Source organism: Rhizobium sp. CB2179 (genome assembly GCF_057653455.1).
This window is the reverse complement of sequence record NZ_CM172781.1, coordinates 171,925-196,293: the sequence shown is the minus strand read 5'-3', so window position 1 is coordinate 196,293 and position 24,369 is coordinate 171,925. Positions and strand designations below refer to the sequence as shown.

The 24,369-nt window shown below is 61.2% G+C and carries 22 protein-coding genes, 2 tRNA genes and 1 riboswitch; of the genes, 9 read left to right on the top strand and 15 right to left on the bottom strand.

Features of this window, described 5'->3' with window-relative positions; all coding sequences use genetic code 11:
* Nucleotides 1-3: 3 nt before the first annotated feature.
* Together AC244Q_RS00995 and AC244Q_RS00990 are read left to right on the top strand one after the other, a co-directional pair.
* Nucleotides 4-942, top strand: coding sequence for a glycoside hydrolase family 26 protein (locus tag AC244Q_RS00995; protein ID WP_128407903.1), 939 nt, complete (start codon nucleotides 4-6; stop codon nucleotides 940-942).
* Nucleotides 943-960: 18 nt separating this feature from the next.
* A complete protein-coding gene (locus AC244Q_RS00990; RefSeq protein ID WP_128407902.1) occupies nucleotides 961-1,470 on the top strand; it encodes a DUF995 domain-containing protein in 510 nt (169 codons plus the stop codon).
* Nucleotides 1,471-1,600: 130 nt separating this feature from the next.
* Here AC244Q_RS00990 and AC244Q_RS00985 read toward each other — a convergent pair.
* Together AC244Q_RS00985 and AC244Q_RS00980 are read right to left on the bottom strand one after the other, a co-directional pair.
* Nucleotides 1,601-1,674: transfer RNA gene (locus AC244Q_RS00985), tRNA-Gly, on the bottom strand.
* A gap of 59 nt (nucleotides 1,675-1,733) precedes the next feature.
* Nucleotides 1,734-2,828, bottom strand: a complete 1,095-nt coding sequence (locus tag AC244Q_RS00980; RefSeq protein WP_012755918.1) for a 2'-deoxycytidine 5'-triphosphate deaminase — start codon at nucleotides 2,826-2,828, stop codon at nucleotides 1,734-1,736.
* Nucleotides 2,829-2,901: 73 nt separating this feature from the next.
* A riboswitch (SAM riboswitch) is annotated at nucleotides 2,902-2,980 on the top strand.
* A gap of 42 nt (nucleotides 2,981-3,022) precedes the next feature.
* Here AC244Q_RS00980 and AC244Q_RS00975 point away from each other — a divergent pair.
* A complete protein-coding gene (locus AC244Q_RS00975) occupies nucleotides 3,023-4,207 on the top strand; it encodes an O-succinylhomoserine sulfhydrylase (RefSeq protein ID WP_012755917.1) in 1,185 nt (394 codons plus the stop codon).
* Nucleotides 4,208-4,576: 369 nt separating this feature from the next.
* Nucleotides 4,577-4,969, top strand: coding sequence for a Co2+/Mg2+ efflux protein ApaG (apaG, locus tag AC244Q_RS00970; RefSeq protein WP_012755916.1), 393 nt, complete (start codon nucleotides 4,577-4,579; stop codon nucleotides 4,967-4,969).
* A 135-nt stretch (nucleotides 4,970-5,104) separates the two neighbouring features.
* Here the strand turns inward: apaG and AC244Q_RS00965 are convergent, their stop codons facing one another.
* The 4 genes from AC244Q_RS00965 to AC244Q_RS00950 all read right to left on the bottom strand — a co-directional run bounded on the left by AC244Q_RS00965 (nucleotide 5,105) and on the right by AC244Q_RS00950 (nucleotide 9,064).
* Nucleotides 5,105-5,692 (bottom strand): hypothetical protein, encoded by a 588-nt coding sequence (locus tag AC244Q_RS00965; protein ID WP_012755915.1) that lies wholly within the window; start codon nucleotides 5,690-5,692, stop codon nucleotides 5,105-5,107.
* Between the two features lie 132 nt (nucleotides 5,693-5,824).
* A complete protein-coding gene (locus AC244Q_RS00960) occupies nucleotides 5,825-6,817 on the bottom strand; it encodes an Hsp33 family molecular chaperone (RefSeq protein ID WP_012755914.1) in 993 nt (330 codons plus the stop codon).
* Nucleotides 6,818-6,907: 90 nt separating this feature from the next.
* A complete protein-coding gene (gene argF / locus AC244Q_RS00955) occupies nucleotides 6,908-7,822 on the bottom strand; it encodes an ornithine carbamoyltransferase (RefSeq protein WP_003545186.1) in 915 nt (304 codons plus the stop codon).
* 42 nt (nucleotides 7,823-7,864) lie between these two features.
* The gene (locus AC244Q_RS00950; RefSeq protein ID WP_113547931.1) at nucleotides 7,865-9,064 is read right to left on the bottom strand and encodes an aspartate aminotransferase family protein; all 1,200 of its coding nucleotides are present in this window, start codon (nucleotides 9,062-9,064) and stop codon (nucleotides 7,865-7,867) included.
* Between the two features lie 420 nt (nucleotides 9,065-9,484).
* Here AC244Q_RS00950 and AC244Q_RS00945 point away from each other — a divergent pair, with 420 nt between their 5' ends.
* Complete coding sequence (locus tag AC244Q_RS00945; protein WP_003545183.1) at nucleotides 9,485-10,018, top strand: GcrA family cell cycle regulator; 534 nt, start codon at nucleotides 9,485-9,487, stop codon at nucleotides 10,016-10,018.
* 246 nt (nucleotides 10,019-10,264) lie between these two features.
* Here AC244Q_RS00945 and phoB read toward each other — a convergent pair whose 3' ends face one another.
* The 8 genes from phoB to phoR all read right to left on the bottom strand — a co-directional run bounded on the left by phoB (nucleotide 10,265) and on the right by phoR (nucleotide 19,644).
* On the bottom strand, nucleotides 10,265-10,948 hold the full coding sequence (gene phoB, locus AC244Q_RS00940) for a phosphate regulon transcriptional regulator PhoB (protein ID WP_003545181.1): 684 nt from the start codon (nucleotides 10,946-10,948) through the stop codon (nucleotides 10,265-10,267).
* A gap of 133 nt (nucleotides 10,949-11,081) precedes the next feature.
* Nucleotides 11,082-11,795 (bottom strand): phosphate signaling complex protein PhoU, encoded by a 714-nt coding sequence (gene phoU / locus AC244Q_RS00935; RefSeq protein ID WP_024321049.1) that lies wholly within the window; start codon nucleotides 11,793-11,795, stop codon nucleotides 11,082-11,084.
* Between the two features lie 44 nt (nucleotides 11,796-11,839).
* Entirely contained in the window at nucleotides 11,840-12,655 is an 816-nt protein-coding gene (gene pstB / locus AC244Q_RS00930) for a phosphate ABC transporter ATP-binding protein PstB (RefSeq protein WP_003556197.1), read from the bottom strand.
* Between the two features lie 16 nt (nucleotides 12,656-12,671).
* Nucleotides 12,672-13,994 (bottom strand): phosphate ABC transporter permease PstA, encoded by a 1,323-nt coding sequence (pstA, locus tag AC244Q_RS00925; protein WP_003556196.1) that lies wholly within the window; start codon nucleotides 13,992-13,994, stop codon nucleotides 12,672-12,674.
* Complete coding sequence (pstC, locus tag AC244Q_RS00920; RefSeq protein ID WP_027681884.1) at nucleotides 13,991-15,472, bottom strand: phosphate ABC transporter permease subunit PstC; 1,482 nt, start codon at nucleotides 15,470-15,472, stop codon at nucleotides 13,991-13,993. The genes pstA and pstC overlap by 4 nt, the downstream gene beginning before the upstream one ends.
* Before the next feature lie 170 nt (nucleotides 15,473-15,642).
* Entirely contained in the window at nucleotides 15,643-16,677 is a 1,035-nt protein-coding gene (locus AC244Q_RS00915) for a substrate-binding domain-containing protein (protein ID WP_003556194.1), read from the bottom strand.
* Between the two features lie 393 nt (nucleotides 16,678-17,070).
* Nucleotides 17,071-18,042, bottom strand: a complete 972-nt coding sequence (locus tag AC244Q_RS00910; RefSeq protein ID WP_017992870.1) for an IS110 family RNA-guided transposase — start codon at nucleotides 18,040-18,042, stop codon at nucleotides 17,071-17,073.
* A gap of 378 nt (nucleotides 18,043-18,420) precedes the next feature.
* Nucleotides 18,421-19,644 (bottom strand): phosphate regulon sensor histidine kinase PhoR, encoded by a 1,224-nt coding sequence (phoR, locus tag AC244Q_RS00905; protein WP_113547210.1) that lies wholly within the window; start codon nucleotides 19,642-19,644, stop codon nucleotides 18,421-18,423.
* A 243-nt stretch (nucleotides 19,645-19,887) separates the two neighbouring features.
* Between phoR and ppk2 the strand changes: the two genes are divergently transcribed.
* Nucleotides 19,888-20,769, top strand: coding sequence for a polyphosphate kinase 2 (gene ppk2, locus AC244Q_RS00900; protein WP_113547209.1), 882 nt, complete (start codon nucleotides 19,888-19,890; stop codon nucleotides 20,767-20,769).
* Nucleotides 20,770-20,822: 53 nt separating this feature from the next.
* On the opposite strand, the gene AC244Q_RS00895 is transcribed toward ppk2, so the two are convergent.
* Nucleotides 20,823-22,007: a hypothetical protein gene (locus tag AC244Q_RS00895; protein ID WP_012755906.1), complete on the bottom strand. Its 1,185-nt coding sequence runs from the start codon at nucleotides 22,005-22,007 to the stop codon at nucleotides 20,823-20,825.
* Nucleotides 22,008-22,294: 287 nt separating this feature from the next.
* Between AC244Q_RS00895 and AC244Q_RS00890 the strand changes: the two genes are divergently transcribed.
* From AC244Q_RS00890 to AC244Q_RS00880, 3 genes are all read left to right on the top strand, one after another.
* A complete protein-coding gene (locus tag AC244Q_RS00890) occupies nucleotides 22,295-23,254 on the top strand; it encodes an NAD(P)H-dependent flavin oxidoreductase (RefSeq protein ID WP_128407467.1) in 960 nt (319 codons plus the stop codon).
* 120 nt (nucleotides 23,255-23,374) lie between these two features.
* Nucleotides 23,375-23,450, top strand: a tRNA-Thr gene (locus AC244Q_RS00885).
* Between the two features lie 516 nt (nucleotides 23,451-23,966).
* Entirely contained in the window at nucleotides 23,967-24,284 is a 318-nt protein-coding gene (locus AC244Q_RS00880) for a hypothetical protein (RefSeq protein WP_245460614.1), read from the top strand.
* Nucleotides 24,285-24,369 lie beyond the last annotated feature (85 nt).

Sequence of the window (24,369 nt, the reverse complement as noted above, 5' to 3'; positions counted from 1 at the left end):
CTGTTGTCGTTAACCGGCCTGTTGCTGTCGGGAGTCGCGGTCCTGCCGACCGCTCTGGGCAGTTCTGCCGGAGAGCAGCCGCTTGCAATGACGACATCGTCCATTGCGCCGCCGGCCAAAATGCCGATCGTCACGAAGGAGTCGATCACGTTCGGCGCCTATGATCCGCACGGAGATTTAGGCGCCTCGCCCGATTCGAAGATCGAACACCTCTTCCTGCCCTGGGAAGATGTCGATCTGCGCACGCTCGCCCTCGCCGACGATTATGCGCAAGCGCGTGGCCGCACCCTGCTGATCTCGGTCGAGCCCTGGACCTGGTCGACCGGTTCGCGCCAAACCTCGCAGGAACTGCTGCACAGTATCCTGGACGGTTCGCGCGATGCGAACATGGCCGCCGTCTGCTCGACTGCTGCCAAGCTGAAAAGTCCGGTCATCATTCGCTGGGGACAGGAAATGGACGAAACCGACAGCCAGTTCTCCTGGTCGCATTGGCAAGGCGCCGATTATGCCAAGGCCTATCGCCGGATGGTGGGGGTCTGCAAGGTCCACCTGAAGACGGCCAAATACATGTGGTCACCGAAGGGCAATGAGGGGCTTCAAGCCTTTTATCCCGGCAACGATGTCGTCGATCTCATCGGGCTCTCGGTCTTTGGCCTGGAGCAATACGACAGGGACAAGACTGGCCGTGACCAGACGTTTGCCGAGCACCTTGCGCCCGAATACGCCCGTGTCGCCGCTTACGGCAAGCCCATCATGGTTGCCGAACTCGGCTACGAAGGCAGCGATTCCTTCGTGCGAAACTGGGCTGAGAGCGTAACGAAACGCTATCCCCAGTTCCCGGCCCTGAGCGCCGTTATCTACTTCAACGACCGTGAAGTCTATCCGTGGCCGGACGGCTATGGCCGCCCCGACTGGCGGGTCGTCCGCGAAAGCATCAATTGAACAACAAGGAACCTGAACATGTCCATGCTTCAAAAAATGTTCCTGGCCGTGGCCCTGACCAGTGGTATCGCCACGGCCGCGTCCGCTTCCGGAACCAATGAGCCTGCTGGGATCGAGACCGCAAAGCCGATGAGCAGCGCGGAAATCTATCGGCTCTACAACCAGAATTCCTGGATGTGGAAAGCCGGCGCCGGCTACTTCTCCGCAAAGGCGCGTCGCTTTACCGCCTGGTCGCGGGAAAATGGCTCGCCGTCCTTCGGCACGGGCCGCTGGTTCATCACGGAAACGGGTAAACTCTGCTTCAACGCCGACTGGCACGCCAAGACCGGAACGGCGACGGCGATCACCTGCTTCAGCCACCGCAAGAAGGGCGGCCTGATCTATCAGAAACGCGAACCGGACGGTGAATGGTACGTTTTCAAGAGCGCACCGGCACAAGCCACCGACGAATTCGCAAAGCTTCGCCGCGGCGACTACGTGGGTTCTCAATTGGGGAGGATTGAGACGAGCGTCAGTAAGACCAGATAAAGGCGAAGCTAGGGGTTGCGCGCGGCCGAGGCGCCATCTGTGTCCTTGTAGGAGCCGATGCCTGCGCGCAACCCTTTTCATAAAAGATCACGAAGCGCCTTCAAAAGGCGGCGAACGGCCTGAGGGTGAATGGAGCGGGTGAAGGGAATCGAACCCTCGTATTCAGCTTGGGAAGCTGCTGCTCTACCATTGAGCTACACCCGCGATGAAGCGAGATTTCCAACAGATAGGGGCCGCTGTCAAGTCGCGGCCGCCGGGAAGCCTCAGATGCGGAAGTGCTTCGAGAGCTTCAGGCCCTGGGCCTGGTAATTGGAGCCTAGGCCGGAGCCGTAGAGGCTGGCGGGCTTTTCCTGCATGTGTTCGTAGACGAGGCGGCCGACGATCTGGCCGTCTTCGAGGATGAAGGGCACCTCGTGGCTGCGCACTTCGAGCACCGCGCGGCTGCCGCGCCCGCCGGCAGGCGCATGGCCGAAGCCCGGATCGAAGAAGCCGGCATAATGGACGCGGAATTCGCCGACCAGCGGATCGAAGGGGGTCATTTCGGCTGCGTAATCCGGCGGCACGTGCACCGCCTCGCGCGAGACGAGGATATAGAATTCATCGGGATCGAGGATCAGCTCGTTGCGGCCGCGGCTGTGGAGCGGCTCCCAGAAATCGAAGAGGTCGTGCTCGGCCTTCTTGTCGACGTCGACGACGGCGGTGTGATGTTTGCCGCGATAACCGATCAGGCCGTCCTTGTCTCCGGCGAGGTCGATCGACAGGGCGATGCCGCCGCCGGAAACGTTCGGCAGCTTGCTGGCGACCAGCGTCTCGCTCTCATGCAGCTTCAACAGTTCCGGCTCGCCGAGCAGCGCCTGGCCGACGCGGAAACGGATCTGCGACAGGCGCGAGCCGCGGCGCACAACGATCGGGAAGGTGCGCGGGCTGATTTCGAGATAGAGCGGGCCGGAATAGCCTGATGGGATCTTGTCGAATTCCTGGGCGTAGTCGGTAATGACGCGGGTGAAGATATCGAGGCGCCCGGTCGAGCTCTTCGGATTGGCCGAGGCCGACATCTCGGCCGGCAGCGCCAGGCTCTCCATCAGCGGCACGATATAGACGCAGCCCGTTTCGAGCACCGCGCCTTCGGAGAGGTCGATCACGTGCAGGCTCAGCCGGTCAAGCTTGTCGGACACCAGATGCGAGGGGCCTGGCATGAAGCTGGCACGCACCCGAAAAGCCTTGCCGCCCAAGCGCAGGTCGAGGCTTGCCGGCTGGATCTGGTCGCGGTCCAGCTCCCGCTCGGAGATCAGACGCCCCGTTTCGAACAGCGCGGAGATCGCGCGATCCGCCAGAATTCCCGTTTCGCGAGCCATCATGCCTCATCCATCATTTGCCGCCGACAAAACCAAACTCGGGGAATTGACGCAAGCAGCTAACAGCAGTATTGCAGAATTATCCCGTGGTGATTTGGCCGGTCGGCTTGCAGCCACGTTAAACAAGTGGCTAAAAAGACCGGGTTGAAACCGGTCTGCTTTTGCGACCGGTTTTTTTGTTATGTGAAGGTGATGGCATGAGCAAGACCTGGCGCCCGGCAACCCAACTCGTCCACGGTGGCACGCTGCGTTCGCAATATGGCGAGACGTCCGAGGCAATCTATCTCACCCAAGGCTTCGTCTACGAAACGTCCGAGGCGGCCGAAGCCCGCTTCAAGGGCGAGACGGAGGGCTTCATCTACGCCCGCTACGGCAGCCCCACCAACGACATGTTCGAAAAGCGCATGTGCATGCTCGAAGGCGCCGAAGACGCCCGCGCCACCGCTTCCGGCATGGCCGCCGTCACCGCGGCGATCCTCTGCCAGCTGAAATCAGGCGATCATATCGTCGCCGCGCGCGCCCTGTTCGGTTCCTGCCGCTGGGTCGTCGAGACGCTGGCGCCGAAATACGGCATCGACTGCACGCTGATCGACGGCCGGGATCTGGCGAACTGGGAAAAGGCGATCACGCCGAAGACCAAGGTGTTCTTCCTGGAAAGCCCGACCAACCCGACGCTCGAAGTGATCGATATCGCTGGCGTCGCCAAGCTCGCCAACCAGGTCGGCGCCAAGGTCGTCGTCGACAATGTCTTTGCCACGCCACTTTTCCAGAAGCCCCTGGAGCTCGGCGCCCATATCGTCGTTTATTCCGCCACCAAGCATATTGACGGCCAGGGCCGCTGCCTCGGCGGTGTCGTTCTTTCCGACAAGGAATGGATCGACGAGAACCTGCACGACTACTTCCGCCATACTGGGCCGGCCATGTCGCCGTTCAATGCCTGGACACTGTTGAAAGGCATCGAGACGCTGCCGCTGCGCGTGCGCCAGCAGACCGAGAATGCGGCAAAGATCGCCGATTTCCTGGCCGAGCAGGGCAAGGTCGCCAAGGTGATCTATCCCGGCCGCAAGGACCATCCGCAGGCCGATATCATCGCCAAGCAGATGACCGGCGGCTCGACGCTGGTCGCCTTCGAGCTGAAGGGCGGCAAGGATGCGGCCTTTGCGCTGCAGAACGCGCTCGATATCGTCAAGATCTCCAACAATCTCGGCGACAGCAAGAGCCTGATCACCCATCCGGCGACGACGACGCACAAGAACCTGACGGATGAGGCGCGCGCCGAACTCGGCATTTCCCCGGGCACGGTCCGCCTTTCGGCCGGCATCGAGGATACCGACGACCTGATCGAAGATTTCGCCAAGGCGCTTGACAAGGTCTTGGCCTGATCGACAGCCAGAGCGGCCGGACCCCACCCGGGTTCGGCCGGATCTCACTAAAGCGCGTCGCGATCTTTCAGATTCGCTCCTCGCGCTTTAGTTTTTGTTTTTACGCATGTCGTTATCGCAAAACCGCTGCACACTTTTGCGCGACATGCTTGGGGTTCGGCCGTGCCGGACCTCACTGGGTGAGACCGAGGGGGGGGGAACAAGTTTGCCCGCCGCGGCGTTCCGAAACTGAATTAACACTGACAATTAGGCTTAACGATCGAAAACCCTTCGGATCACAGCCATTTCAGCGATGATAATTGTTCCGTTTCTTGACGGACAGGGCCTCTTATAAGATACGGGTAAGATATCTTGACTAAGGTGCAAGGCATGTATCGCGCCCTCACAAGAGAGATCGAAGTTGTCGTCGAACCGTTCTATCTGGAGGAGCAATCCGATCCGGACGACGACCGCTATGTCTGGGGTTACCGGATTGTCATCAGCAACAATTCCGGCATAGCCGTTCGACTGGTCAATCGTTACTGGAACATCACCGACCAGAACGGCCAGGTGGACGAGGTGACCGGTCCCGGCGTCGTCGGCGAGCAGCCGCGGCTCAGCCCCGGCGACACCTACGAATATTCCTCCGGCTGCCCGCTCGACACGCCCTCAGGACTGATGTTCGGCCATTACCAGATGGAAACGGACGACGGCGAGATGTTCGATGTCGACATCCCCGCCTTCTCGCTGGATTCACCTGGGCTGCTGCGCGTGCTTAATTGAGAGCGTAGGTTCGCGGTCGTTTCGTCGGTGCAAGCACGGCGCGTGGATCCGGCCGGCTACAGCCTTCCAGTCAGTACCAGCATGGACGCCGTACCCTCGGTCGTAGATCCTCGGGCTTGCCCAGTCATCAATCTACTAAAGGTCAAAAGGATCCGAGGCCTGGGTGCCTGGCTTTGCTTCGAACGGATCTTTTGATTGTGGCGGCGCCGGATGTTTTGCGACCGCATCGTTTACCGCCTTTTGGCAGGCGAGCAACTCATCCGCTGCACTGGCGGAATCTTTCAAACCGAGAGCCACAATCTGCTTTCCTCCAAAGCTGGCGCGGAAACTCAGTTTACCAGCGAACTCCTCAATCAAGTCGGGATCCTCGAAATCAATCCATAATGATTTGAGGCCATCGAGATCCAGACCTCTCCCATCAGCCGTCCGTTTAGACTGGTCGAACGAGAGTTCGATGGGATAATGCTTACCTTTCTCCAAGGATTTCCAGTTTGGGTTTCCGAGCAGAATGTAAAGAGGGTTGTCCTTTTTGCGGAAATTGAAGCCAAGACGAAAAATGGTGTCGTCATCAAAGGAAGTCAGAACAAAACAGCCATTGTCTAAAGTCGGGTCGACAGCCACGCTCCAGCCCCCGACCTCTTTCCATGGGACTGTCTGGTCATCAGCCAAGCTCACTGGTGGCATCGCAGCTATGAGCGCGAGTACAAAAAACAAAAGTCTCATCAACGCCCCATCCGCTTTCCTAGGCCAGAACCAATGAAACAGAATAGGTGCACAGTGACTACGCGAAGTCGAGTCACCGTGCTGCATCATCGCTAATCTTTTATTGTTCGCTGTGCGTGTCCTTAACCGCGCCTATTCCGCCGGCTGAAGTTCGGCCGGCTCGAAGCGGTAGGTGGTCGAGCAGAATTCGCAGGTCACGGCGATTTCGCCATCTTCCTGGCTGGCCTCGATCTCCTCGGCCGAAAAGCCCTTCAGCACGCCCTTGATCTTGTCGCGCGAGCAGCTGCAGCGGTCGAAAACCGCGCGCGGTTCGTAGACGCGCACGCCGCGCTCGTGGAACAGGCGGAACAGCAGCCGCTCGGTTCCGACCAGCGGATCGGTGAGTTCATCGGCGTCGATGGTCTCGACCAGCGAACGCGCTTCGAGCCAGGCATCGTCCTCGCCGTGCGGGCGGCTGCCGGTGTCGCCGTCGCCGCCGTGGAGATCCGGCTGGCGCATGCGCTCCGGCGCTTCCGGAAGGAACTGGGCGACGAGGCCGCCTGCCCGCCAGCGATGGCGCGGCTTGCCCGCATCGTCACGGTCGAAGAGTTCGGCCGCGGCAAGACGGACGCGCGTCGGGATCTGCTCCGACTGGCGGAAATAGACGCCGGCAATATCTTCCAGCGTGGTGCCGTCGAGCGGAACGATGCCCTGGTAGGGCTGGCTGAACTTGCCCTGGTCAATGGTGAAGGCGAGCACGCCCTTGCCGAGCAGTTGCTCCGGCTCGGTTTCACCTGACTCGATCGCCTTGTTGAGCAGCGCCTGATCGAAACGGGCGTAGGCGCGGACATTTTCCGGCGTCGAGAAATCGGCGACGAGAAGATCGACCGGGCCGTCGCCCTTGGTCTGCACCGTGAACTTGCCGTCGAACTTCAGCGAGGTGCCGAGCAGCACCGTCAGCACGACGACTTCGGCAAGCAGCCGGGCAACGGGTGCGGGATAATGATGACGCTCGAGGATGGCGTCGAGCATCGGGCCGAGCTGGACGGCGCGGCCGCGCACATCCAGCCCTTCCACCTGGAAGGGGACGACATGGTCATCGCCGGCGAAATCAAACTGGCCGAGGGCGGCTGCAGCTTCTGCCATGGCTTTTAACTCCTAGTTTCAGAGCGATGGGCCAGCGTGCCCTTCGCTCACGCGGTCACGAGTCTGTCTCTCGCGACGTCCGATTATGGTTCAGATCGCGCCCAGGCACCAAGCAAGAATCGACTTCTGCGCATGAAGACGGTTTTCCGCCTCATCGAAGACCACGGATTGCGGACCGTCGATCACTTCGTCCGTCACTTCCTCACCGCGATGAGCGGGCAGGCAATGCATGAACAATGCATCATTGCCGGCTTTCGCCATCAAGGCCGCGTTGACCTGATAAGGCTGGAAGACATTGTGACCCCGGGCCCGATGTTCCTGATTCATGGAGACCCAGGTATCGGTCACCACGCAATCGACGCCGGCGACCGCACGGTCGGCATCATGGCAAAGCATGATTTCGGCGCCCTCATTGCGGGCCCAGTTCAGATAGTGATCCTTGGGCTCCGAGCCAAGGGGCACGGCCATGTTCATGCGGTAGCCGAAGCGGGCGGCACCCTCGACCAGCGAATGCAGCACATTGTTGCCGTCGCCGGTCCAGGCGATGGTCTTGCCCTTGATCGGGCCGCGATGCTCTTCGAAGGTCATGATATCGGCCATGATCTGGCAGGGATGAGTGTCATCCGTCAGCGCATTGATCACAGGCACGGTCGCATGCTGGGCCAGCTCGACCAGCCGGGAATGCTCGGTGGTGCGGATCATGATCGCATCGACATAACGCGACAGCACCTTGGCGGTGTCGCCGATCGTCTCGGCGCGGCCGAGCTGCATCTCGGTGCCGGACAGGAACAGCGTTTCGCCGCCGAGCTGGCGCATGCCGACGTCGAAGGAGACGCGGGTGCGCGTCGACGGCTTTTCGAAGATCATCGCCAGCATCTTGCCGGCGAGCGGCTTGTCGCCCTGGCCTGCCTTGAAGGCCTGCTTGCGGGAAAGCGCATCGTTCATGATGGTTCTGAGATCGGCTGATGTGACTGCCGAAAGATCGAGGAAATGTTTAGGGCTCATATCGTCTTCTTACCTGTGCTGCGCCCGAAGGCGGCAATCTCTTCAAGCCGTCTTCTTGACCTTGGAGGCGCGAATGCTCTCGGCGGCGCGTTCGACGCGGGCAAGGCCCTCGCGGGCTTCCTCGGCGGTGACCACGAGCGGCGGAAGAAGGCGGATGACATTATCGCCGGCGGGTACGCCGAGAAGATGGGCGGCGCGGATCGCCTGCAGCAGTTCGGCTGAGGGAACGGCAGCCTTGATGCCGAGCAAAAGCCCTTCGCCGCGCACGTCCTCGATCACATCGGGATAACGATCCTTCAGCGAGGCGAGGCCCTGGCGGAAGACAAGTGCTACGTCGCGCACCTGCTGGAGGAAGCCATCGGCAAGGATGATGTCGAGCACGGCGCTGCCGACGGCCATGGCAAGCGGATTGCCGCCATAGGTCGAGCCATGCGTACCGGCCTTCATGCCGGAGGCGGCCTCTGATGTGGCAAGGCAGGCGCCGAGCGGGAAACCGCCGCCGATGCCCTTGGCGACCGCCATGATGTCGGGGGTGATGCCCGACCATTCATGGGCGAAGAGCTTGCCGGTGCGGCCGACGCCGGTCTGGACCTCGTCGAGGATCAACAGCAGGCCGTTCTCGTCGCAGAGCTGGCGAAGCGCCTTCATGAACTCAGGTGTGGCAGGACGCACACCGCCCTCGCCCTGCACCGGCTCGATGAGGATGGCGGCCGTCGCCTCGGTGATCGCGGCGCGGACCGCTTCGATATCGCCGAAAGCCACCTGATCGAAACCCGGCGCCTTGGGGCCGAAGCCTTCGAGATATTTCTCCTGGCCGCCGGCGGCGATGGTCGCCAGCGTCCGTCCGTGGAAGGCGCCTTCGAAGGTGATGATATGGAAGCGCTCGGGATGGCCCTTGGAAAACTGATAGCGGCGCGCCGTCTTGATCGCGCATTCGAGCGCCTCGGCACCCGAATTGGTGAAGAACACCTTGTCGGCGAAGGTGGCGTCCGTCAGGCGTTTTGCCAGACGCTCCTGGCCGGGGATCTCATAGATGTTCGACAGGTGCCAGACCTTGTCGGCCTGCTCCTTCAGTGCGCCGACCACATGCGGATTGCTGTGGCCGACTGAGGTGACGGCAACGCCGGCGCCGAAATCGAGATATCGCTCGCCAGTTTCGGTGATCAGCCATACGCCCTCGCCTCGCTCGAACCGCAGCGGGGCACGAGAATAGGTGTCATAAAGCGGCGCGGCTTCAGCCATGGCGCGATCTCCATCAAAGTTGCCGGGCAATGACTCCGGCTAAGGAAACCAGGCCCGAAAAATCAAAAATGCCGCCTTGCGGCGGCGAGTGGCACTATTTCCTTTTCGCGCTGCAATGTCAACAAAACGGCGCCCTTAGCGTATGCAGCACAGGTGTACAGCGGCATTTTCAGTCTTCAACAGGCATTATTGCAGAAATGCCACGCAGGGACAGCAAGTTGGGGAAAACTACGAATTCGATTCATCCGGATTCATGCGACTCTTGTCACGGAGTCAGGCTCACACTAGGTTAAAGATCAATTACTAGACTGCATGCGGCGGAACTAGTCACCAAAATTGATCAAGCGTTTCTTGTTTCGGAGCTCCCGGGACAACGGTGAGGGATTCTGCCATCACCAACGCAAAAGGTGGAGACAGGGCATGAACTGGACAGACGAGCGGGTCGAGAAACTCAAGAAGCTTTGGGCCGAAGGACTGAGCGCCAGCCAGATCGCGGCACAACTTGGCGGTGTCAGCCGAAACGCGGTCATCGGCAAAGTGCACCGGCTGTGCCTTCCCGGCCGTGCCAAGGCCGGCGGCACCAACACCGCGGCGCGAACGCCGAAGCGCAACACATCGGCGCCGCGCGCGCCGAACTTCGCCTCTCGCATCACCACCCGCACCGTTACCCGCCAGCAGGGCGCGACGATGCTGAAGGAAGAGATCGAGATCGAAACGATCGAGGAAATGGAATACGTGCCGAGAGGCAATGTGGTGGTGCCGATTTCGCGCCGCCTCGGCCTGACGGAACTGACCGAGCGCACCTGCAAATGGCCGGTCGGCGATCCGCTGAAGGACGACTTCCATTTCTGCGGCTGCGAGTCCCCCGACAATTCGCCCTATTGCAGCTATCACCAGAAGCTTGCCTACCAGCCGGTCAACGAACGCCGCCGGGCAGCGGCGCGCGCCAGCTGAGGGGGCTGACCATCGTTAGAATGCAGAAAACGGGCCGAGCGGCCCGTTTTTTTATGCGCGGATGGAAGCTCAGGTTTCCCTCCGTCATGCTCGGCCTTGTGCCGAGCATCTGATCACCTCAACTACTTGAGAGAAAAACCTTTATTTTCAAATGCTTAATTTGGCGTGCGCAGATCCTCGGCACAAGGCCGAGGATGACGTCGCGGGTTTTGCCAGGGCTTTGCCAGCAGGCTCAGATGAAAGCCCTCAGGCTTCCATCGAATAACCGGCGCCGCGGACGGTGCGGATGACGTCCTGCATGTTGGAGAAATTCAGCGCCTTGCGCAGGCGGCCGACATGGACGTCGACGGTGCGCTCGTCGACATAGATATCGTGGCCCCAGACGCCGTCCAGAAGCTGCGAGCGGGAGAAGACCCGGCCCGGCGACGACATCAGGAATTCCAGCAGGCGGAATTCGGTGGGGCCGAGGCGGACTTCGCGGGTCTTGCGATGGACGCGATGGGTCTCACGGTCGAGCTCGATGTCACCGCATTTCAGCACCGTCGACAGCACCTCGGGACGGGCGCGACGCAGCATCGCCTTGACGCGGGCAACGAGCTCGGGGGTCGAAAAGGGCTTGACGACATAGTCGTCGGCGCCCGTCGACAATCCGCGGACACGCTCGCTCTCTTCGCCGCGCGCCGTCAGCATGATGATCGGCAGGCGCTCGGTCTCCGGCCGCATGCGCAGGCGCCGGCAGAGCTCGATGCCGGAGACGCCGGGCAGCATCCAATCGAGGATGAGAAGATCGGGCGTGCGCTCCTGAAGCCGCATTTCGGCTTCGTCGCCACGAAGGATGGTATCGACCTCGAAGCCTTCCGCTTCGAGATTGTAGCGAAGAAGCACGCTGAGGGCTTCCTCGTCTTCAACAACTGCAACTCTCGGGATCATGCGTGTGGGTCTCCTCGCGCATGATCCTTAAACCGGGGGTGATTTAAGCAATGCATCCTGCGCAAAATCAGAATTGGCTGCGACCTCTTGCGCGCCCGGATGGGCGCGCACGCAAGCGGCGGGGTGTAGGCGGTTATTCGGTGACCGCGCCGACGGTGTTGGCGCTGTCATCCTTTGGACGGTCGCCTTCCGGCTGCGCGCCTGTCGTCATGTAAAAGATCGTCTCGGCGATGTTGGTGGCGTGGTCGCCAATGCGCTCGATGTTCTTGGCGCAGAAGAGAAGATGCGTGCAGCTGGTGATGTTGCGCGGATCTTCCATCATGTAGGTCAGGAGTTCGCGGAACAGCGAGGTGTACATCGCGTCGATCTCGTTGTCGCGTTCGCGGATCGCATTCGCCTTGTCGGCGGAACGATTGGTGTAGACGTCGAGCACTTCCTTGAGCTGGACGAGCGCCAGCTCGGACAGATGCTCGAGGCCGCGGGCGAGCTTGCGGGGAACGCCGGTGCTTTGGACGGCGATGACGCGCTTGGCGGTGTTCTTGCCGAGGTCGCCGACCCGTTCGAGATCGGCGGCGATGCGGATCGAACCCATGATTTCGCGAAGGTCCGCGGCCATCGGCTGGCGGCGGGCGATGGTGACGATCGCCTTGTCGCCGATTTCGCGTTCGGCGTGATCGAGGATCACATCGTCGGAGATGACCTTCTGCGCCAGCGCGGTATCGCCGTTGACGAGCGCCCGCACGGCTTCGGCGACCATCTGCTCGGCCAGGCCGCCCATTTCGGAAATCCGCCTGGACAGGAACTTCAGATCATCATCATAGGCAGAATAAATATGTGTCGATGCCATGGGGCTTTATCCTCGAATAACGGAAAGGCTTGGTGACGCCAAAATCAGCCGAAGCGACCCATGATATAGTCCTGGGTGCGCGGATCGTCGGGATTGGTGAACATCTTGTCGGTGTCGTTCTCCTCGACGAGATTGCCGAGGTGGAACATGGCGGTGCGCTGCGAAACACGCGCGGCCTGCTGCATGGAATGGGTGACGATGACGATCGTGTAGTTCTCGCGCAGCTCGTGGATCAGCTCCTCGACCTTGGCGGTGGCGATCGGGTCGAGCGCCGAGCAGGGCTCGTCCATCAGGATGACTTCCGGGCTGACGGCGACGGCACGGGCAATGCAGAGGCGCTGCTGCTGACCGCCCGACAGGCCGGTGCCGGATTCGTGCACGCGGTCCTTGACCTCGTTCCAGAGACCGGCGCGCTGCAGGCTGGTCTCGACGATCTGGTCGAGATCGGCCTTCGACTTGGCAAGGCCATGGATGCGCGGGCCATAGGAGACGTTTTCATAGATCGTCTTCGGGAACGGGTTCGGCTTCTGGAAGACCATGCCGACGCGGGCACGAAGTTCGACGACGTCGATATCGGGATCATAGATATCGTCGGTATCCAGCGTGATCTTGCCGGTGACGCGGCAGCCGTCGATCGTGTCGTTCATGCGGTTGAGGCTGCGCAGGAAGGTCGACTTGCCGCAGCCGGACGGGCCGATCAGGGCGGTTACGGTGTTTTCGCGGATGTTCAGGTTCACATCGAATAGCGCGCGCTTTTCGCCGTAGTAAACCGAGACATCCTTTCCGATCATCTTATACGGGACGTTGCTCATCTTGTGATCCAGCGCCTTTTCAACTGCAGCTTCCGTCAACATGTTCATGATCTTGTAACTCCGTTTACCAGCGGCGCTCGAAGCGACGACGCAAGAGGATGGCGCCCATGTTCATGACGATCAGGAACAGGAGCAGGACGATGATGGCACCCGAAGTACGCTCAACGAAGGCACGTTCGGCCTCGTTGGCCCACATATAGACCTGTACGGGCAGAGCCGTCGAGGGATCGAGCGGTGTCGTCGGCGCGTTGGCGACGAAGGCGACCATGCCGATCAGGAGCAGCGGCGCGGTTTCGCCAAGCGCGTGCGCCAGGCCGATGATCGTACCGGTGAGGATGCCGGGCATGGCGAGCGGCAGCACATGGTGGAACACCATCTGCATCTTCGAAGCGCCGAGGCCGAGGGCTGCGGCACGGATCGACGGCGGCACGGCGCGAAGGGCGGCGCGCGTCGCGATGATGATCGTCGGCAGGGTCATCAGCGTCAGCACCAGGCCGCCGACCAGCGAGGCCGAGCGCGGCAGGCCGATGAAGTTGATGAAGACGGACAGACCAAGCAGGCCGTAGACGATCGAAGGGACCGCGGCGAGGTTGTTGATGTTGACCTCGATCAGGTCCGTCAGCTTGTTCTTCGGCGCGAACTCCTCGAGATAGATCGAGGCGGCAACGCCGATCGGCAGAGCGAGCACGAGGACGATCAGCATCAGGTAGAGCGAGCCGATGAGGGCGACGCCGAGGCCTGCGGCCTCCGGACGGCTGGAGTTGCCGTTGACGAAGAGGCCGGTGTTGAACTGCTTGTGGAGAGCGCCGCTCGCCTTCAGCTCGTTCATCCAGCCGACCTGCTTATCGTTGACCTTGCGGTTCTTCTCATCGACCGAGAGATCGATCTGGCCCTTATTGGCGCTGTCGACATTGGCGTCGGCGAGCACCGTGACATTGACCGTCTTGCCGATGATCGACGGATCGGCAACGACCATGTCGCGCAGCTGGACCGGCGCACCCTTGGAGAGCATGGCGGATGCGTCGCGCACATCGGGACGGCTTGCGGCATTGACGTTCAGCTGCTTGACGATCGCGTCGCGCAGCAGAACCGGGTAGTTGGCGGCGATCAGCACCGAAGGGTCGGTCGCACGCTTGTTGTTCGGGTCGATCGTCTTCTCGGAGAATTCGATCGGCAGGGTGATCGCCGTCTGCTGGAAGGCGGTGTAGCCCTTGCCGATCACCGTCCACAGCAGGATGAACAGGAAGACGAGACCGAAGGTGATGGCGGCGATGCCATAGGCCTGGAACCGGCGCTCGGCGGCGTAGCGGCGCTTGATGCCGATATCGCGGCGCACTGGCGCCTTGGAAACGGTGACGCCTGATGTGGGAGAAACAATATCCGTCATTCGTACTGCTCCCGGTATTTGCGCACGATGTAGAGCGCATAGATATTGAGGCAAAGCGTGATGCAGAACAGGGTGATGCCAAGGGCAAAGGCAACCAGCGTCTGCGGCGAGGTGAACTCAAGGTCGCCGGTCAGCTGGTTGACGATCTTGACGGTCACCGTCGTCATCGGCTCGAAGGGGTTGATCTGGATGCGGGCGGCGACACCGGCGGCCAGCACGACGATCATGGTTTCGCCGATGGCGCGCGAGGCCGTCATCAGCAATGCGCCGACAATGCCGGGAAGGGCTGCGGGCAAGACCACTTTCTTGATGGTTTCGGAGCGTGTGGCACCAAGACCGAGCGAACCGTCACGCAAGGTCCGCGGCACGGCGGTGATGATGTCGTCCGACAGCGAAGAGACGTAAGGGATCAGCATGATGCCCATGACGATGCCGGCCGTCAGAACGCTCTGCGCCTGGATGAAGTTGCTGTAGTTGCCGGAGAGCAGGCCGCTGATCTGGGCTGAGAAATCGCGCAGGAACGGGCCGACGGTGACGAGCGCGAAGAAGCCGTAGACGATCGTCGGAATACCGGCGAGCACTTCGAGGAGCGGTTTGGCGACGCCGCGCAGCTTCGGCGAGGCGTATTCGGCCATGTAGATGGCGGCAAAGAGGCCGACCGGCACGGCGACCAGCATGGCGACCAGACCGATATAGATCGTGCCGAGCAGCAGCGGGATCAAGCCGAACTGGCCGAAGGACGAGCTGCCGGCGCCGGCAAAGCGCGGATCCCAGACGGTGCCGAAGAAGAAGTCCATGGCGGGAACGGCCGCAAAGAAGCGGGCGGCTTCCGACAGCATGGAGAAGACGATGCCGATCGTCGTCAGGATGGCGATCGAGGAGGCAAGCAGCAGGCCCCAGAGCATGACGCGCTCGACCCGGTTGCGGGCGCGGAAGCGCGGAGCGATGGAACGCAGCGCATAGAAGGCACCGGCAACGGCGAGAGCGAAGACGATCGCCGTCATGGCGATGCGGCTCGTCATGCTCATCGCGTTGAGCTTTTTGGCGGCGTCGAGCATGTAAGGCAGCGGCTGGCTGGCAAGCGGCACGCCCTTTTCGAGGAGCTTGGCCTGCAGGGCAGCCGGATCGTTGGCGACCGCGGCAGTTTCATCCGAGGTCAGCATCGTCATGCCGCGGGCAACCGTCGCCACCGTCGAATAGCCGAGATCCTGCTCGACTGCGGCTTGCGCTTTGATGTCGTCGGGGAAAGCACCGCGAACCGAGGACTGGATGATGCCGGGGCTGATGGAGAGCCAGAGGCAGAGGACGAGCAGGGCGGGAAGAACTGCCCAGATCGCCGCATAGGCGCCGTAATAGACCGGCCGTGAATGCAATGCGGAGGATCGGCCTCCGGCAAGCGCCGTGGCACGACTGCGCGCGACCAGATAGGCGGCGGCACCGATCACCACAAGGCACAAAAGTATGATGGATGTGCTCATTCGTTACGTCCCCAGGCCCATAGCCCCCAAAAAGCCCGGCAGCTTCATCAGCCTGCCTTCAGCTTCCAATCATGGAGAAGGAATTCCAACCCTGCAGCTCCAGAACCGCTGGCGCGCAGGGACATAAGCAATGCCGGCGCGGGCCAAGAAGGACCGCGCCGGCAAAATGATTACATGGACTTGCCTGCTTCGACGTCCTTGCGGATTGCGTCGCGCTCTGCGTCCGGAGCGGCAACGAGGCCGTATTCGACGAGCGGGCTGTCGGGGCCGATCATCTGGTCGGATACGAAGAAGTTGACGTATTCCTTCAGGCCCGGAACAGCGCCGAGATGTGCCTTCTTGACGTAGAAGAACAGCGGGCGGGAAACCGGGTAGGTGCCGTTGGCGATCGTTTCGGTGGACGGAACGATACCGCTCATGCTCGCAACTTTGAGCTTGTCGGCATTGTTTTCATAGAAGGAAAGGCCGAATACGCCGACGCCGGTCTTATTGGCGGCGATGCGTGCGAGGGTTTCCGGATAGTCGCCGTCGATGTCAACGGCAACGCCGTCCTTGCGGACTGCGACGCAGGCCTTGCCCTGGGCAGCCTTGTCGGCGATTTCCTTGGCGATGACGTCAGTTGCGCCCGAAGCCTTGCAGCCGGCGGCGAGAACGTTCTGTTCGAAAACTTCGCGGGTGCCGTGCTTTTCGCCCGGGATGTAGGCAGCAATATCAACAGCCGGAAGCTTCGGGTTGACTTCCGACCACTTCTTGTAAGGGTTGGCGACGAGCTTGCCGTCGACGACGACCTGGGCTGCGAGGGCCTTGTAGATGTCGGCAGGAACGTAGGCGACGTCAGGGTTGGAAGCGTCGGTTGCGAAGACGATGCCGTCGTAGCCGATCTTGACTTCCTGGATGTCGGTTACGCCGGCAGCCTTGCAGGCTTCGGCTTCGTTCTTGTTGATCGGACGCGAAGCGTTGGCAATGTCGATGGTGTCTTCGCCAACGCCCTTGCAGAATTCCTTCAGACCAGCGCCCGTGCCGCCGGATTCAACGACCGGCGTCTTGAAGTTGGTGAAGGTTTCGCCGAAGGACTCGGCAACGATCTTTGCGTAAGGCAGGACGGTGGACGAACCAGCAACCTGAATCTGGTCGCGGGCGACGGCAGCGCCAGCGAAAGCAGCAGTTGCGGCGAGCGCGGCAACGGTGAGCTTAAAGGTGTTCATGTAAATCTCCCGGCATTTGGGCTTGTGTGAGTGCGGCCTTAGAGAGGCCCTCGCATTGCCTTTTTTCATCGGCGAGACTCTCTTAGCGCTGTAAGCACCGTCCTTTTATGTCAAAGCCGTGAAACATTTGTGACAGGTTAAGTTATTGATTTATAATGATTTATTTTAAATAGGCCAAACGATCGTGCCGGGCGGCCGGCAATGTTTGCCGGTCAATCCACCTCGCGTTGTAAAAATGGCTGCAGATAGGCGAGCGGTTGCGGTCACTTCCCGCTTGCGGCCGCCACCTTCTGCCCGCTCGCGGGGCTAAGGGACATGCCGCAGCGTCTCGACTCCCTCTTCTCCCCTCGGGGAGAAGGTGCCCGTAGGGCGGATGAGAATCTGTGTTGGTTGTCAAGGGGGATTTGGGGTCCAGAGGCGATCCTGAGATAGAAGGCAGTTTGCCAGAACGAGCAATTTACGCATGACGGCGACCAAGATGACCTTCGCTGGTTTTCCTGCGGCTTTGAGTGTGTCTGCGAAACGAGCAAGGGTGGGATTGTAGCGACAGGCAGACAAGGCGGCCATGTAGAGCGCGCGCCGGGGTGCGGGCCTGCCGGCGCGGATGGAACGACGTCCGGTTCGGGCACCGCTGTCGTTAGCGATTGGGGCAAGCCCTGCCAGCATGGCGGCCTGCTTGCCCGAACAACTGCCCAACTCGTCCATGCCGGCCATCAATGCCAGGGCCGTGACGCGGCCGATGCCGGGAATGGAGGTGAGGATCTCGGCCTTGCGGTAGAGCTGCGGATCCTCGCCGACACGTCGCTCGATCTCTTTGTCGAGACGTTCGACATGCTGTTCCAGCCGACGCACGAGACGGTTGAGTTCGCCGCGCAGAAGGGCGGTGGTGGCAGTCTTGCTGCGGTTCTGCAGGGCGGTGATGTCGCATTTGGCTGCCGATCGTGCATTGACCAGCTCCTGCAAGGCCTCAACGTGAGGACTTGGTGGCGTGTCGGCCGGCGGGCGCAGGCTCTCGGCCAGGAGCGCCAGGAAACGGGCATCGAGACGGTCGGTCTTGGCGAGATAGCCGCAGGCACGGGCAAACATGCGGGCGCGCAGCGGATCGACCACGGCGACGGCAAAGCCATCGAGCCAAAGCGAGCGATGGGCGGGGCGATGGAACTTGCCGGTTGCCTCCATCACGATGCTTTTGGGCCGATGCCTGGCCAGCAGCCGTTTCAGCTGGCGGATGCCGGTCTTGTCATTGCTAAACCGCCGGCTTTCGCCCAGCGGATGCAGATGAATATCGAGCCACTCTTTACTCACGTCCACACCGGCATAAACTACCGGCATCGCGTCTTCTTGGAACGAAACCTTGCCTTGCATGCGGGACTTGCTCCCCATCATCTGTTCAGGACAAACGCGAGGACGGCCGGACCAATCTCATCCCCGGTTCAAGCCAAGGGGCCTGCGGTCCCGGCCGTCCGCACTCCGGCGGATGGCCATCCGCCGGAGTGCGCACCGATCATCCAACAATCAGTGCAAATTGAACATGCAAGGGGGCCAGCGAAGCCGGTCTTTCCTATGACCCGGGCAACGGTGCAGGCGTCGTCTCGACCATCGTCAAGGCCCTTGCGCAGGCATCGCGGAATAGGTTTTACGTGAGGTTTTGCCGTGCGGCCCCCTCATCCGCCTGCCGGCACCTTCTCCCCGAGGGGAGAAGAGATTTGCGGCAGCCTCTCCGTTCCTCATGCGACACATGCGTCAGAAACGGACAGTAAAATCAGTGCCCTTGCCGACTTCCGACTTGACGATCAGCCGCGCGCGGTGGCGGGTAAGGATATGTTTGACGATGGCAAGGCCGAGGCCGGTGCCCTTTTTCGAGCGGCTATCCTCGATGCTGACGCGATAGAAGCGCTCGGTCAGGCGCGGCACGTGCTCGGCCGGTATGCCCGGACCCTTGTCGACGATGCTGACCTCGACCGGCTGGCCGGCGCCGTTCTTCAGCCAGACATCGACGATCTCGCCCTCCTGGCCGTATTTACAGGCATTTTCCATCAGGTTCTCGAAGACCTGGACAAGTTCGTCGCGGTCGCCCAGCACCTCGACCTTGCCGTCGGGCAAATGCAGGTTGATGTCGACGCCGACATCCTTTGCCAGCGGCACCAGTGAATCCCGGACATGGCCGAGCAGCGGCACCAGATCAATCTTCTCATCAGGCGCGATGTGCGATTTCAATTCTAGGCGGGAGAGCGACAGCAGGTCGTCGACCAGCCTGCTCATGCGCGTCGCCTGATCGAGCATGATATTGAGGAAACGCGTCTGCGCCTTCAGATCGTTCTTCGCCGGCCCCTGGATGGTCTCGATGAAGCCGCGCAGCGAGGCAAGCGGCGTGCGCAGCTCATGGCTGGCATTGGCGACGAAATCCGAGCGCATGCGGTCGATGCGGCGGACCTCCGATATATCGCGGAAGGAGAGGATGAAATAGCGCTCACGCGGACCGTCCTCAGCGGCGAATTCAATGGGGGCGCTGCGCACGATATAGACGCGCTCGGAGGGCAGCCGCTCGGAATGCTCGATCTGGTTCGGCGCGTTGGTGGCGATGGTTTCGCGCACCATGTCGAGCACGCCGGGCGAACGCATACGGGCCGATATATGGGCGCCGAGCGCCACCTCGCCGAAGGCCTTTTCGGCAGCGCGGTTCTGGAAAAGCACCGAGGCGTCGTCCGACAGCAGCATGACGGGGATATCGAGGCCGGAAAGCGTGGCGGAAACTTCCGGCAGGCGGCTTGGCGGCGCCTCCGGCTTGATCTCCACCGGCAGGGCGGGTTCTGCCTCGATGACGGGCGCCTCATTGAAGAGCGCGGTGAGGATCATCACAAGCAGTAGGCCAAGCACAACCCACTTGTTCATGCCGGCGGCAAGCGCGGCGAGCGCGCTGAGGATCGCCGCCAGCAATACCGGCCGTTCGCGCCTTATGCGCGCCAACAGGCTTTTTCTCCATGGAGTTTCGTCTGGCAAGTGCCCTCGCGGCGTCGATTCGTTTTTCGTTATATTGAACTCTGCCTGATAGCGGCAATTCATGACAGAAGTTTTCGGGCTGCCGCGTCCCAAGCGAAAGGCAGCAGCCGAAACCCATGAAAAATTGCCGGCCGGCCGCGAGAGATTTGATTTTCAACGGTAAATATGTTCGCTTGGAGGACGAGAAGCGATCGGGCTGAGGAGGCTGATATGGACGAGGACATCGAAAACAGGGCCGTGGAACTGGAGATCCGCGGCAAGAAGCGCACCTTCGATGTCGACGACCCCACCCTGCCGAACTGGGTGGACGAGCACGCGCTTGAGTCCGGCGACTTCCCTTACAAGAAGAAGCTCAAGGAGGAGGACTATCTGGAGGAGCTGGAAAAGCTGCAGATCGAACTCGTCAAGGTGCAGTTCTGGCTGCAGGCGACTGGCAAACGGGTGATGGCGCTGTTCGAGGGGCGCGACGCGGCCGGCAAGGGCGGCGCGATCTCGGCCTCTTCGGCGCATATGAACCCACGCCTTGCACGCGTCGTGGCGCTGACCAAGCCGACCGAGCGCGAACAGGGGCAATGGTATTTCCAGCGTTATGTGGCGCAGTTTCCGACCGCTGGCGAATTCGTGCTGTTCGACCGCTCCTGGTACAACCGCGCCGGCGTCGAGCCGGTCATGGGTTTCTGCACGCCACAGCAATATGAGGATTTTCTCAAGCAGACGCCGCAGCTCGAAAAGATCATCGCCCATGAGGGCATCTTCTTCTTCAAATTCTATCTCGATATCGGCCGCGAGATGCAGCTCAAACGTTTCCACGACCGCCGGCACGATCCGCTGAAAGTCTGGAAACTGTCGTCGATGGACATCGCCGCCCTGACGAAATGGGGCGACTACAGCGAAAAGCGCGACCGGATGCTGAAGGAAACCCATACGGATTTCGCGCCCTGGACGGTGATCCGCGCCAATGACAAGCGGCGGGCGCGCCTCGAACTCATCCGCCACATGCTGAACAAGATGGATTATGACGGCAAGGACAAAAAGGCGCTCGGCACGGTCGACGAGGAGATCATCGGCTCAGGGCTAGGCTTCCTGAAATAGGGCTTTCCGAACAGGCTGGCCCGCAATCGTCACCGGCTCCGCCGGGACCGGCCTTACTGCCCCGGCAGGATGCGTATGGCGAAGAGGTTGATGCCGCGCGCCTTGCCGTCGAGATCGCTGTTGATCGTCAGCGTGCCCGGCGAATTCGGCGCCAGCGAGCGGTCGAACTTCACCTGCAGCAGCGCATCCGACTTTTCCCGGGTGACGGTAAAGCGGTGACGGGCGCAATTGCCGAGCGTCTGGAAATTGCATTCGACGGTGATCTGCGTCGGCTCGTCGGTGGTGGACTGCAGCGTCAGCGCGATCGTCGAGGATTTTCCGGCCAGCTGCTGCAGCACCGATGGCGGCACGCTGATCGAGACATTGCCATCGGCCGCACCGCTTTCGGAAATCAGCCGTACGGCAGGACCGTCATTCTCGGCGATTTTTTCGGTGCGCGCCCGCGGGCCGCTCTGGATCTTGTCGGCGTCCTCAGGCTTGAACAGCGGGATCCAATCGGCCGAGAAACTGTTCTGCGGATCGATGGTCACCGGCTCATCGGTGTGAGAAGCGGCATTGCCGGCGCTGTCGTCATTGCCGGTAAAATCCTCCGGTTGCGTGCTTGCCGGCGGATTGGCGACGCTGGTGTCGCGCTCGGCCGCCGTCATCAATAGGCCTGACGTATGCGCCCACCAGGCGCCGATGCCGATGAAGGCCAGCAGGACGCACCAGACGAGCAGCCTCGAAAAGAATTTGCGTGGCTTGCGCCGGCCTGCCGCCCGCTCCGGACGGAAATCCATATTGGTGGCGCGCTGACCACGGGCAAGGCGCTCCTCGCCGACGGGGGCGGCAGCCAGATGATCTGTATTGCCGGCATGCACGTCGTCGAGGCTGGACTCGTCGCCGCGGTGCATAACCTCAGGCGCGCGGGTCTCGCCTGACACCATCGGGCCGTCGAACTCATCGGCTTCGGCCTGGTGAACCGGCGGCGCCGGCATTTCCACGACCGGCGGCACGGGCACTTCAGGCGGTCTCTGGCGGGGATGAAGGCGGTCGCGCTCCTCGCCTTCGATGGCGTGGATGGTGCTTTCCAGGCGGTGGCGGTGATGGGCGACGACCTCGGTGTCGGTGATATCCTGCTTGCGCAGCCCGGCTTCCAGCGCCTGGCGGGCCGACTGATAGATCCTCGCTCGAACCTCCGGATTATCGCGATCGGAATTCTCGAGCGCCGTTCTGATGGCCGTTTCTAATCCGCTCACATTCAGTCCTTCACCTTGAATTCGGCATCGGACTGCAATCCCCGCCGTTCTCCATCAAAATTCGGTAGCGTCAAGTGCGGCAAACCGCAAGCCTTGCGAGGGTGGGCCACCATCGATCGGCGGGGATATCGGCAGGTTTCACCGCTTGTGGGCCTTATTCTATTAGCTTTCTCGGACGTATATATTCGGGCTGAAATCGACGAAGGCATGGCAGCCGCTCTTTTATCGCCTTTTCATCTCTGTTATGAGATTGACGTTTTCGTAAACGTCAATGGAAGCGATGAGCCATGGCCCTGCCCCCGATCCTCAAGGACAGATTGAGACTGCCGGTCATCGGCTCGCCGCTGTTCATCATCTCGCATCCGGCGCTGACGCTGGCGCAATGCAAGGCGGGCATCGTTGGAGCATTTCCGGCGCTGAACGCCCGGCCGGAAAGCCAGCTCGACGAATGGCTGGCGGAGATTACCGAGGAGCTTGCCCGCCACGACGCCGCCCATCCGGAGCGGCCGGCCGCGCCCTTTGCCGTCAACCAGATCGTCCACATGTCGAACAAGCGGCTGGAGCACGACCTCTCGCTCTGCGTCAAATACAAGGTGCCGATCGTCATCTCCTCGCTCGGCGCGGTGCCCGAAGTGAACGCCGCCGTGCATTCCTATGGCGGCATCGTGCTGCATGACATCATCAATAACCGCCATGCCCATTCGGCCATCCGCAAGGGCGCCGACGGGCTGATTGCGGTGGCGGCCGGCGCCGGCGGCCATGCCGGCACGCTGTCGCCCTTTGCGCTTGTCCAGGAAATCCGCGAATGGTTCGACGGGCCGCTGCTGCTGGCCGGCGCCATCGCCACCGGCGGCGCGATCCTTGCCGCAGAAGCGATGGGCGCCGACATGGCCTATATCGGCTCGCCCTTCATCGCCACTGAGGAAGCCCGCGCCGCGGACGCCTACAAGCAGGCGATCGTCGAAGGCGCCGCTGGCGATATCGTCTATTCCAACTATTTCACCGGTGTGCACGGCAACTATCTGAAACCCTCGATCCTCGCTGCCGGCATGGACCCCGACAACCTGCCCTTAGCCGATGTCTCGAAGATGGATTTCGAGCAGGCTGTCGGCGGCGCCAAGGCCTGGAAGGACATTTGGGGCAGCGGCCAGGGCATCAGCGCCGTCAAGGCCGTCGAGCCCGTGTCCAAACTCGTCGACCGGCTGGAGGCCGAATACAGGGCGGCGCGCACCCGGCTGGCGCTCTGAGGCGCCCTTCCCGCGCCTCCCCTCTTTTTTGCCAAAGCCATGACAGGGTGCTTGAAATCTTCCAACAATGCCTGTATCAGCGCCATGCAAATCGCAGGCCGCATGCTTCGGCCGTGAGGGGCCGCTTTAGCTCAGGTGGTAGAGCACATCATTCGTAATGATGGGGTCGCAGGTTCGAGTCCTGCAAGCGGCACCATTTCTTTTCAAGAACTTAGGCTGTGCATTACCGGAAATTGGGGTCTGACTTTCAGCCCTGGGTAACGCAATGGGTAACAAACTGCCGATTGGACATTAATTCATGCAGGCCAGCTGTCTCGAAGACTACTCATAAGACGAACTGAGCGTTCGAATCCTGTCGGGTGCGCCACTTCCGAACAAAACTGGGAACTCCGGCAGGAGTAGCCCCGCCGCCCATCACCAGCAGCTCCAAAACAGCTCGCTGCCCGCGGATGCGGATTACTTCGTTGCAAAGGGCGCGCCTTTGAATTCCATAGTACGACGTGGATTGATTAGAGCTTCTCGCTCTTTCAGCGCTTCGGTATAGATGAACCATGGGTAAAAATAGCCGAATCCGAGTTCTTCCGGATTTGAGCCGTGCATAACTGTGGATTGCCTGACTTCTTCACCTTGCTCGGGCGACAATGCACACCAATTCTGTCCACTTTATCATGCGGAGGGCTGCGAACGAGTCGCCGCGCCGGAAAAGAGCGCCATGACCGATCAATATGAACTCACGAGTATCTTCTGCGCTAAGCCGCAGCAATTTGCGTGGTTCATCGGCGCAGGAACTTCCGCCGTCGCAGGATTGCCGACGGCATGGGACATTATTTGGGACCTGAAGCGGCGGCAATATTGCCGCGAGGAGAGCCAAGACATTTCCCGGCAGGATGTTCAGCTCGGAGCAATCAGGTCGCGGATTCAAAGCTACATGCTGTCAAAGGGTTATCCCGCGGAGGGCGACCCTGGAGAATACACACTTACTTTCAAAATATCTTTGGGGAGGACAAGGAGCGGCAGCGCCAATATCTGACCGCTTTCCTATCGGAAGATAAAGTCACGCTTTCGATTGGGAACCGGGTTCTTGGCGCACTTCTCTCTACGGGACGAACCCGCGC

Excerpts from the sequence above, each read along its gene's own strand:
- AC244Q_RS00990 (WP_128407902.1), top strand. The coding sequence starts at position 961 with ATGTCCATGCTTCAAAAAATGTTCCTGGCCGTGGCCCTGACCAGTGGT.
- AC244Q_RS00980 (WP_012755918.1), bottom strand. The coding sequence starts at position 2,828 with ATGATGGCTCGCGAAACGGGAATTCTGGCGGATCGCGCGATCTCCGCG.
- AC244Q_RS00975 (WP_012755917.1), top strand. The coding sequence starts at position 3,023 with ATGAGCAAGACCTGGCGCCCGGCAACCCAACTCGTCCACGGTGGCACG.
- apaG (WP_012755916.1), top strand. The coding sequence starts at position 4,577 with ATGTATCGCGCCCTCACAAGAGAGATCGAAGTTGTCGTCGAACCGTTC.
- AC244Q_RS00965 (WP_012755915.1), bottom strand. The coding sequence starts at position 5,692 with ATGAGACTTTTGTTTTTTGTACTCGCGCTCATAGCTGCGATGCCACCA.
- AC244Q_RS00960 (WP_012755914.1), bottom strand. The coding sequence starts at position 6,817 with ATGGCAGAAGCTGCAGCCGCCCTCGGCCAGTTTGATTTCGCCGGCGAT.
- argF (WP_003545186.1), bottom strand. The coding sequence starts at position 7,822 with ATGAGCCCTAAACATTTCCTCGATCTTTCGGCAGTCACATCAGCCGAT.
- AC244Q_RS00950 (WP_113547931.1), bottom strand. The coding sequence starts at position 9,064 with ATGGCTGAAGCCGCGCCGCTTTATGACACCTATTCTCGTGCCCCGCTG.
- AC244Q_RS00945 (WP_003545183.1), top strand. The coding sequence starts at position 9,485 with ATGAACTGGACAGACGAGCGGGTCGAGAAACTCAAGAAGCTTTGGGCC.
- phoB (WP_003545181.1), bottom strand. The coding sequence starts at position 10,948 with ATGATCCCGAGAGTTGCAGTTGTTGAAGACGAGGAAGCCCTCAGCGTG.
- phoU (WP_024321049.1), bottom strand. The coding sequence starts at position 11,795 with ATGGCATCGACACATATTTATTCTGCCTATGATGATGATCTGAAGTTC.
- pstB (WP_003556197.1), bottom strand. The coding sequence starts at position 12,655 with ATGAACATGTTGACGGAAGCTGCAGTTGAAAAGGCGCTGGATCACAAG.
- pstA (WP_003556196.1), bottom strand. The coding sequence starts at position 13,994 with ATGACGGATATTGTTTCTCCCACATCAGGCGTCACCGTTTCCAAGGCG.
- pstC (WP_027681884.1), bottom strand. The coding sequence starts at position 15,472 with ATGAGCACATCCATCATACTTTTGTGCCTTGTGGTGATCGGTGCCGCC.
- AC244Q_RS00915 (WP_003556194.1), bottom strand. The coding sequence starts at position 16,677 with ATGAACACCTTTAAGCTCACCGTTGCCGCGCTCGCCGCAACTGCTGCT.
- AC244Q_RS00910 (WP_017992870.1), bottom strand. The coding sequence starts at position 18,042 with ATGCAAGGCAAGGTTTCGTTCCAAGAAGACGCGATGCCGGTAGTTTAT.
- ppk2 (WP_113547209.1), top strand. The coding sequence starts at position 19,888 with ATGGACGAGGACATCGAAAACAGGGCCGTGGAACTGGAGATCCGCGGC.
- AC244Q_RS00890 (WP_128407467.1), top strand. The coding sequence starts at position 22,295 with ATGGCCCTGCCCCCGATCCTCAAGGACAGATTGAGACTGCCGGTCATC.
- AC244Q_RS00880 (WP_245460614.1), top strand. The coding sequence starts at position 23,967 with ATGACCGATCAATATGAACTCACGAGTATCTTCTGCGCTAAGCCGCAG.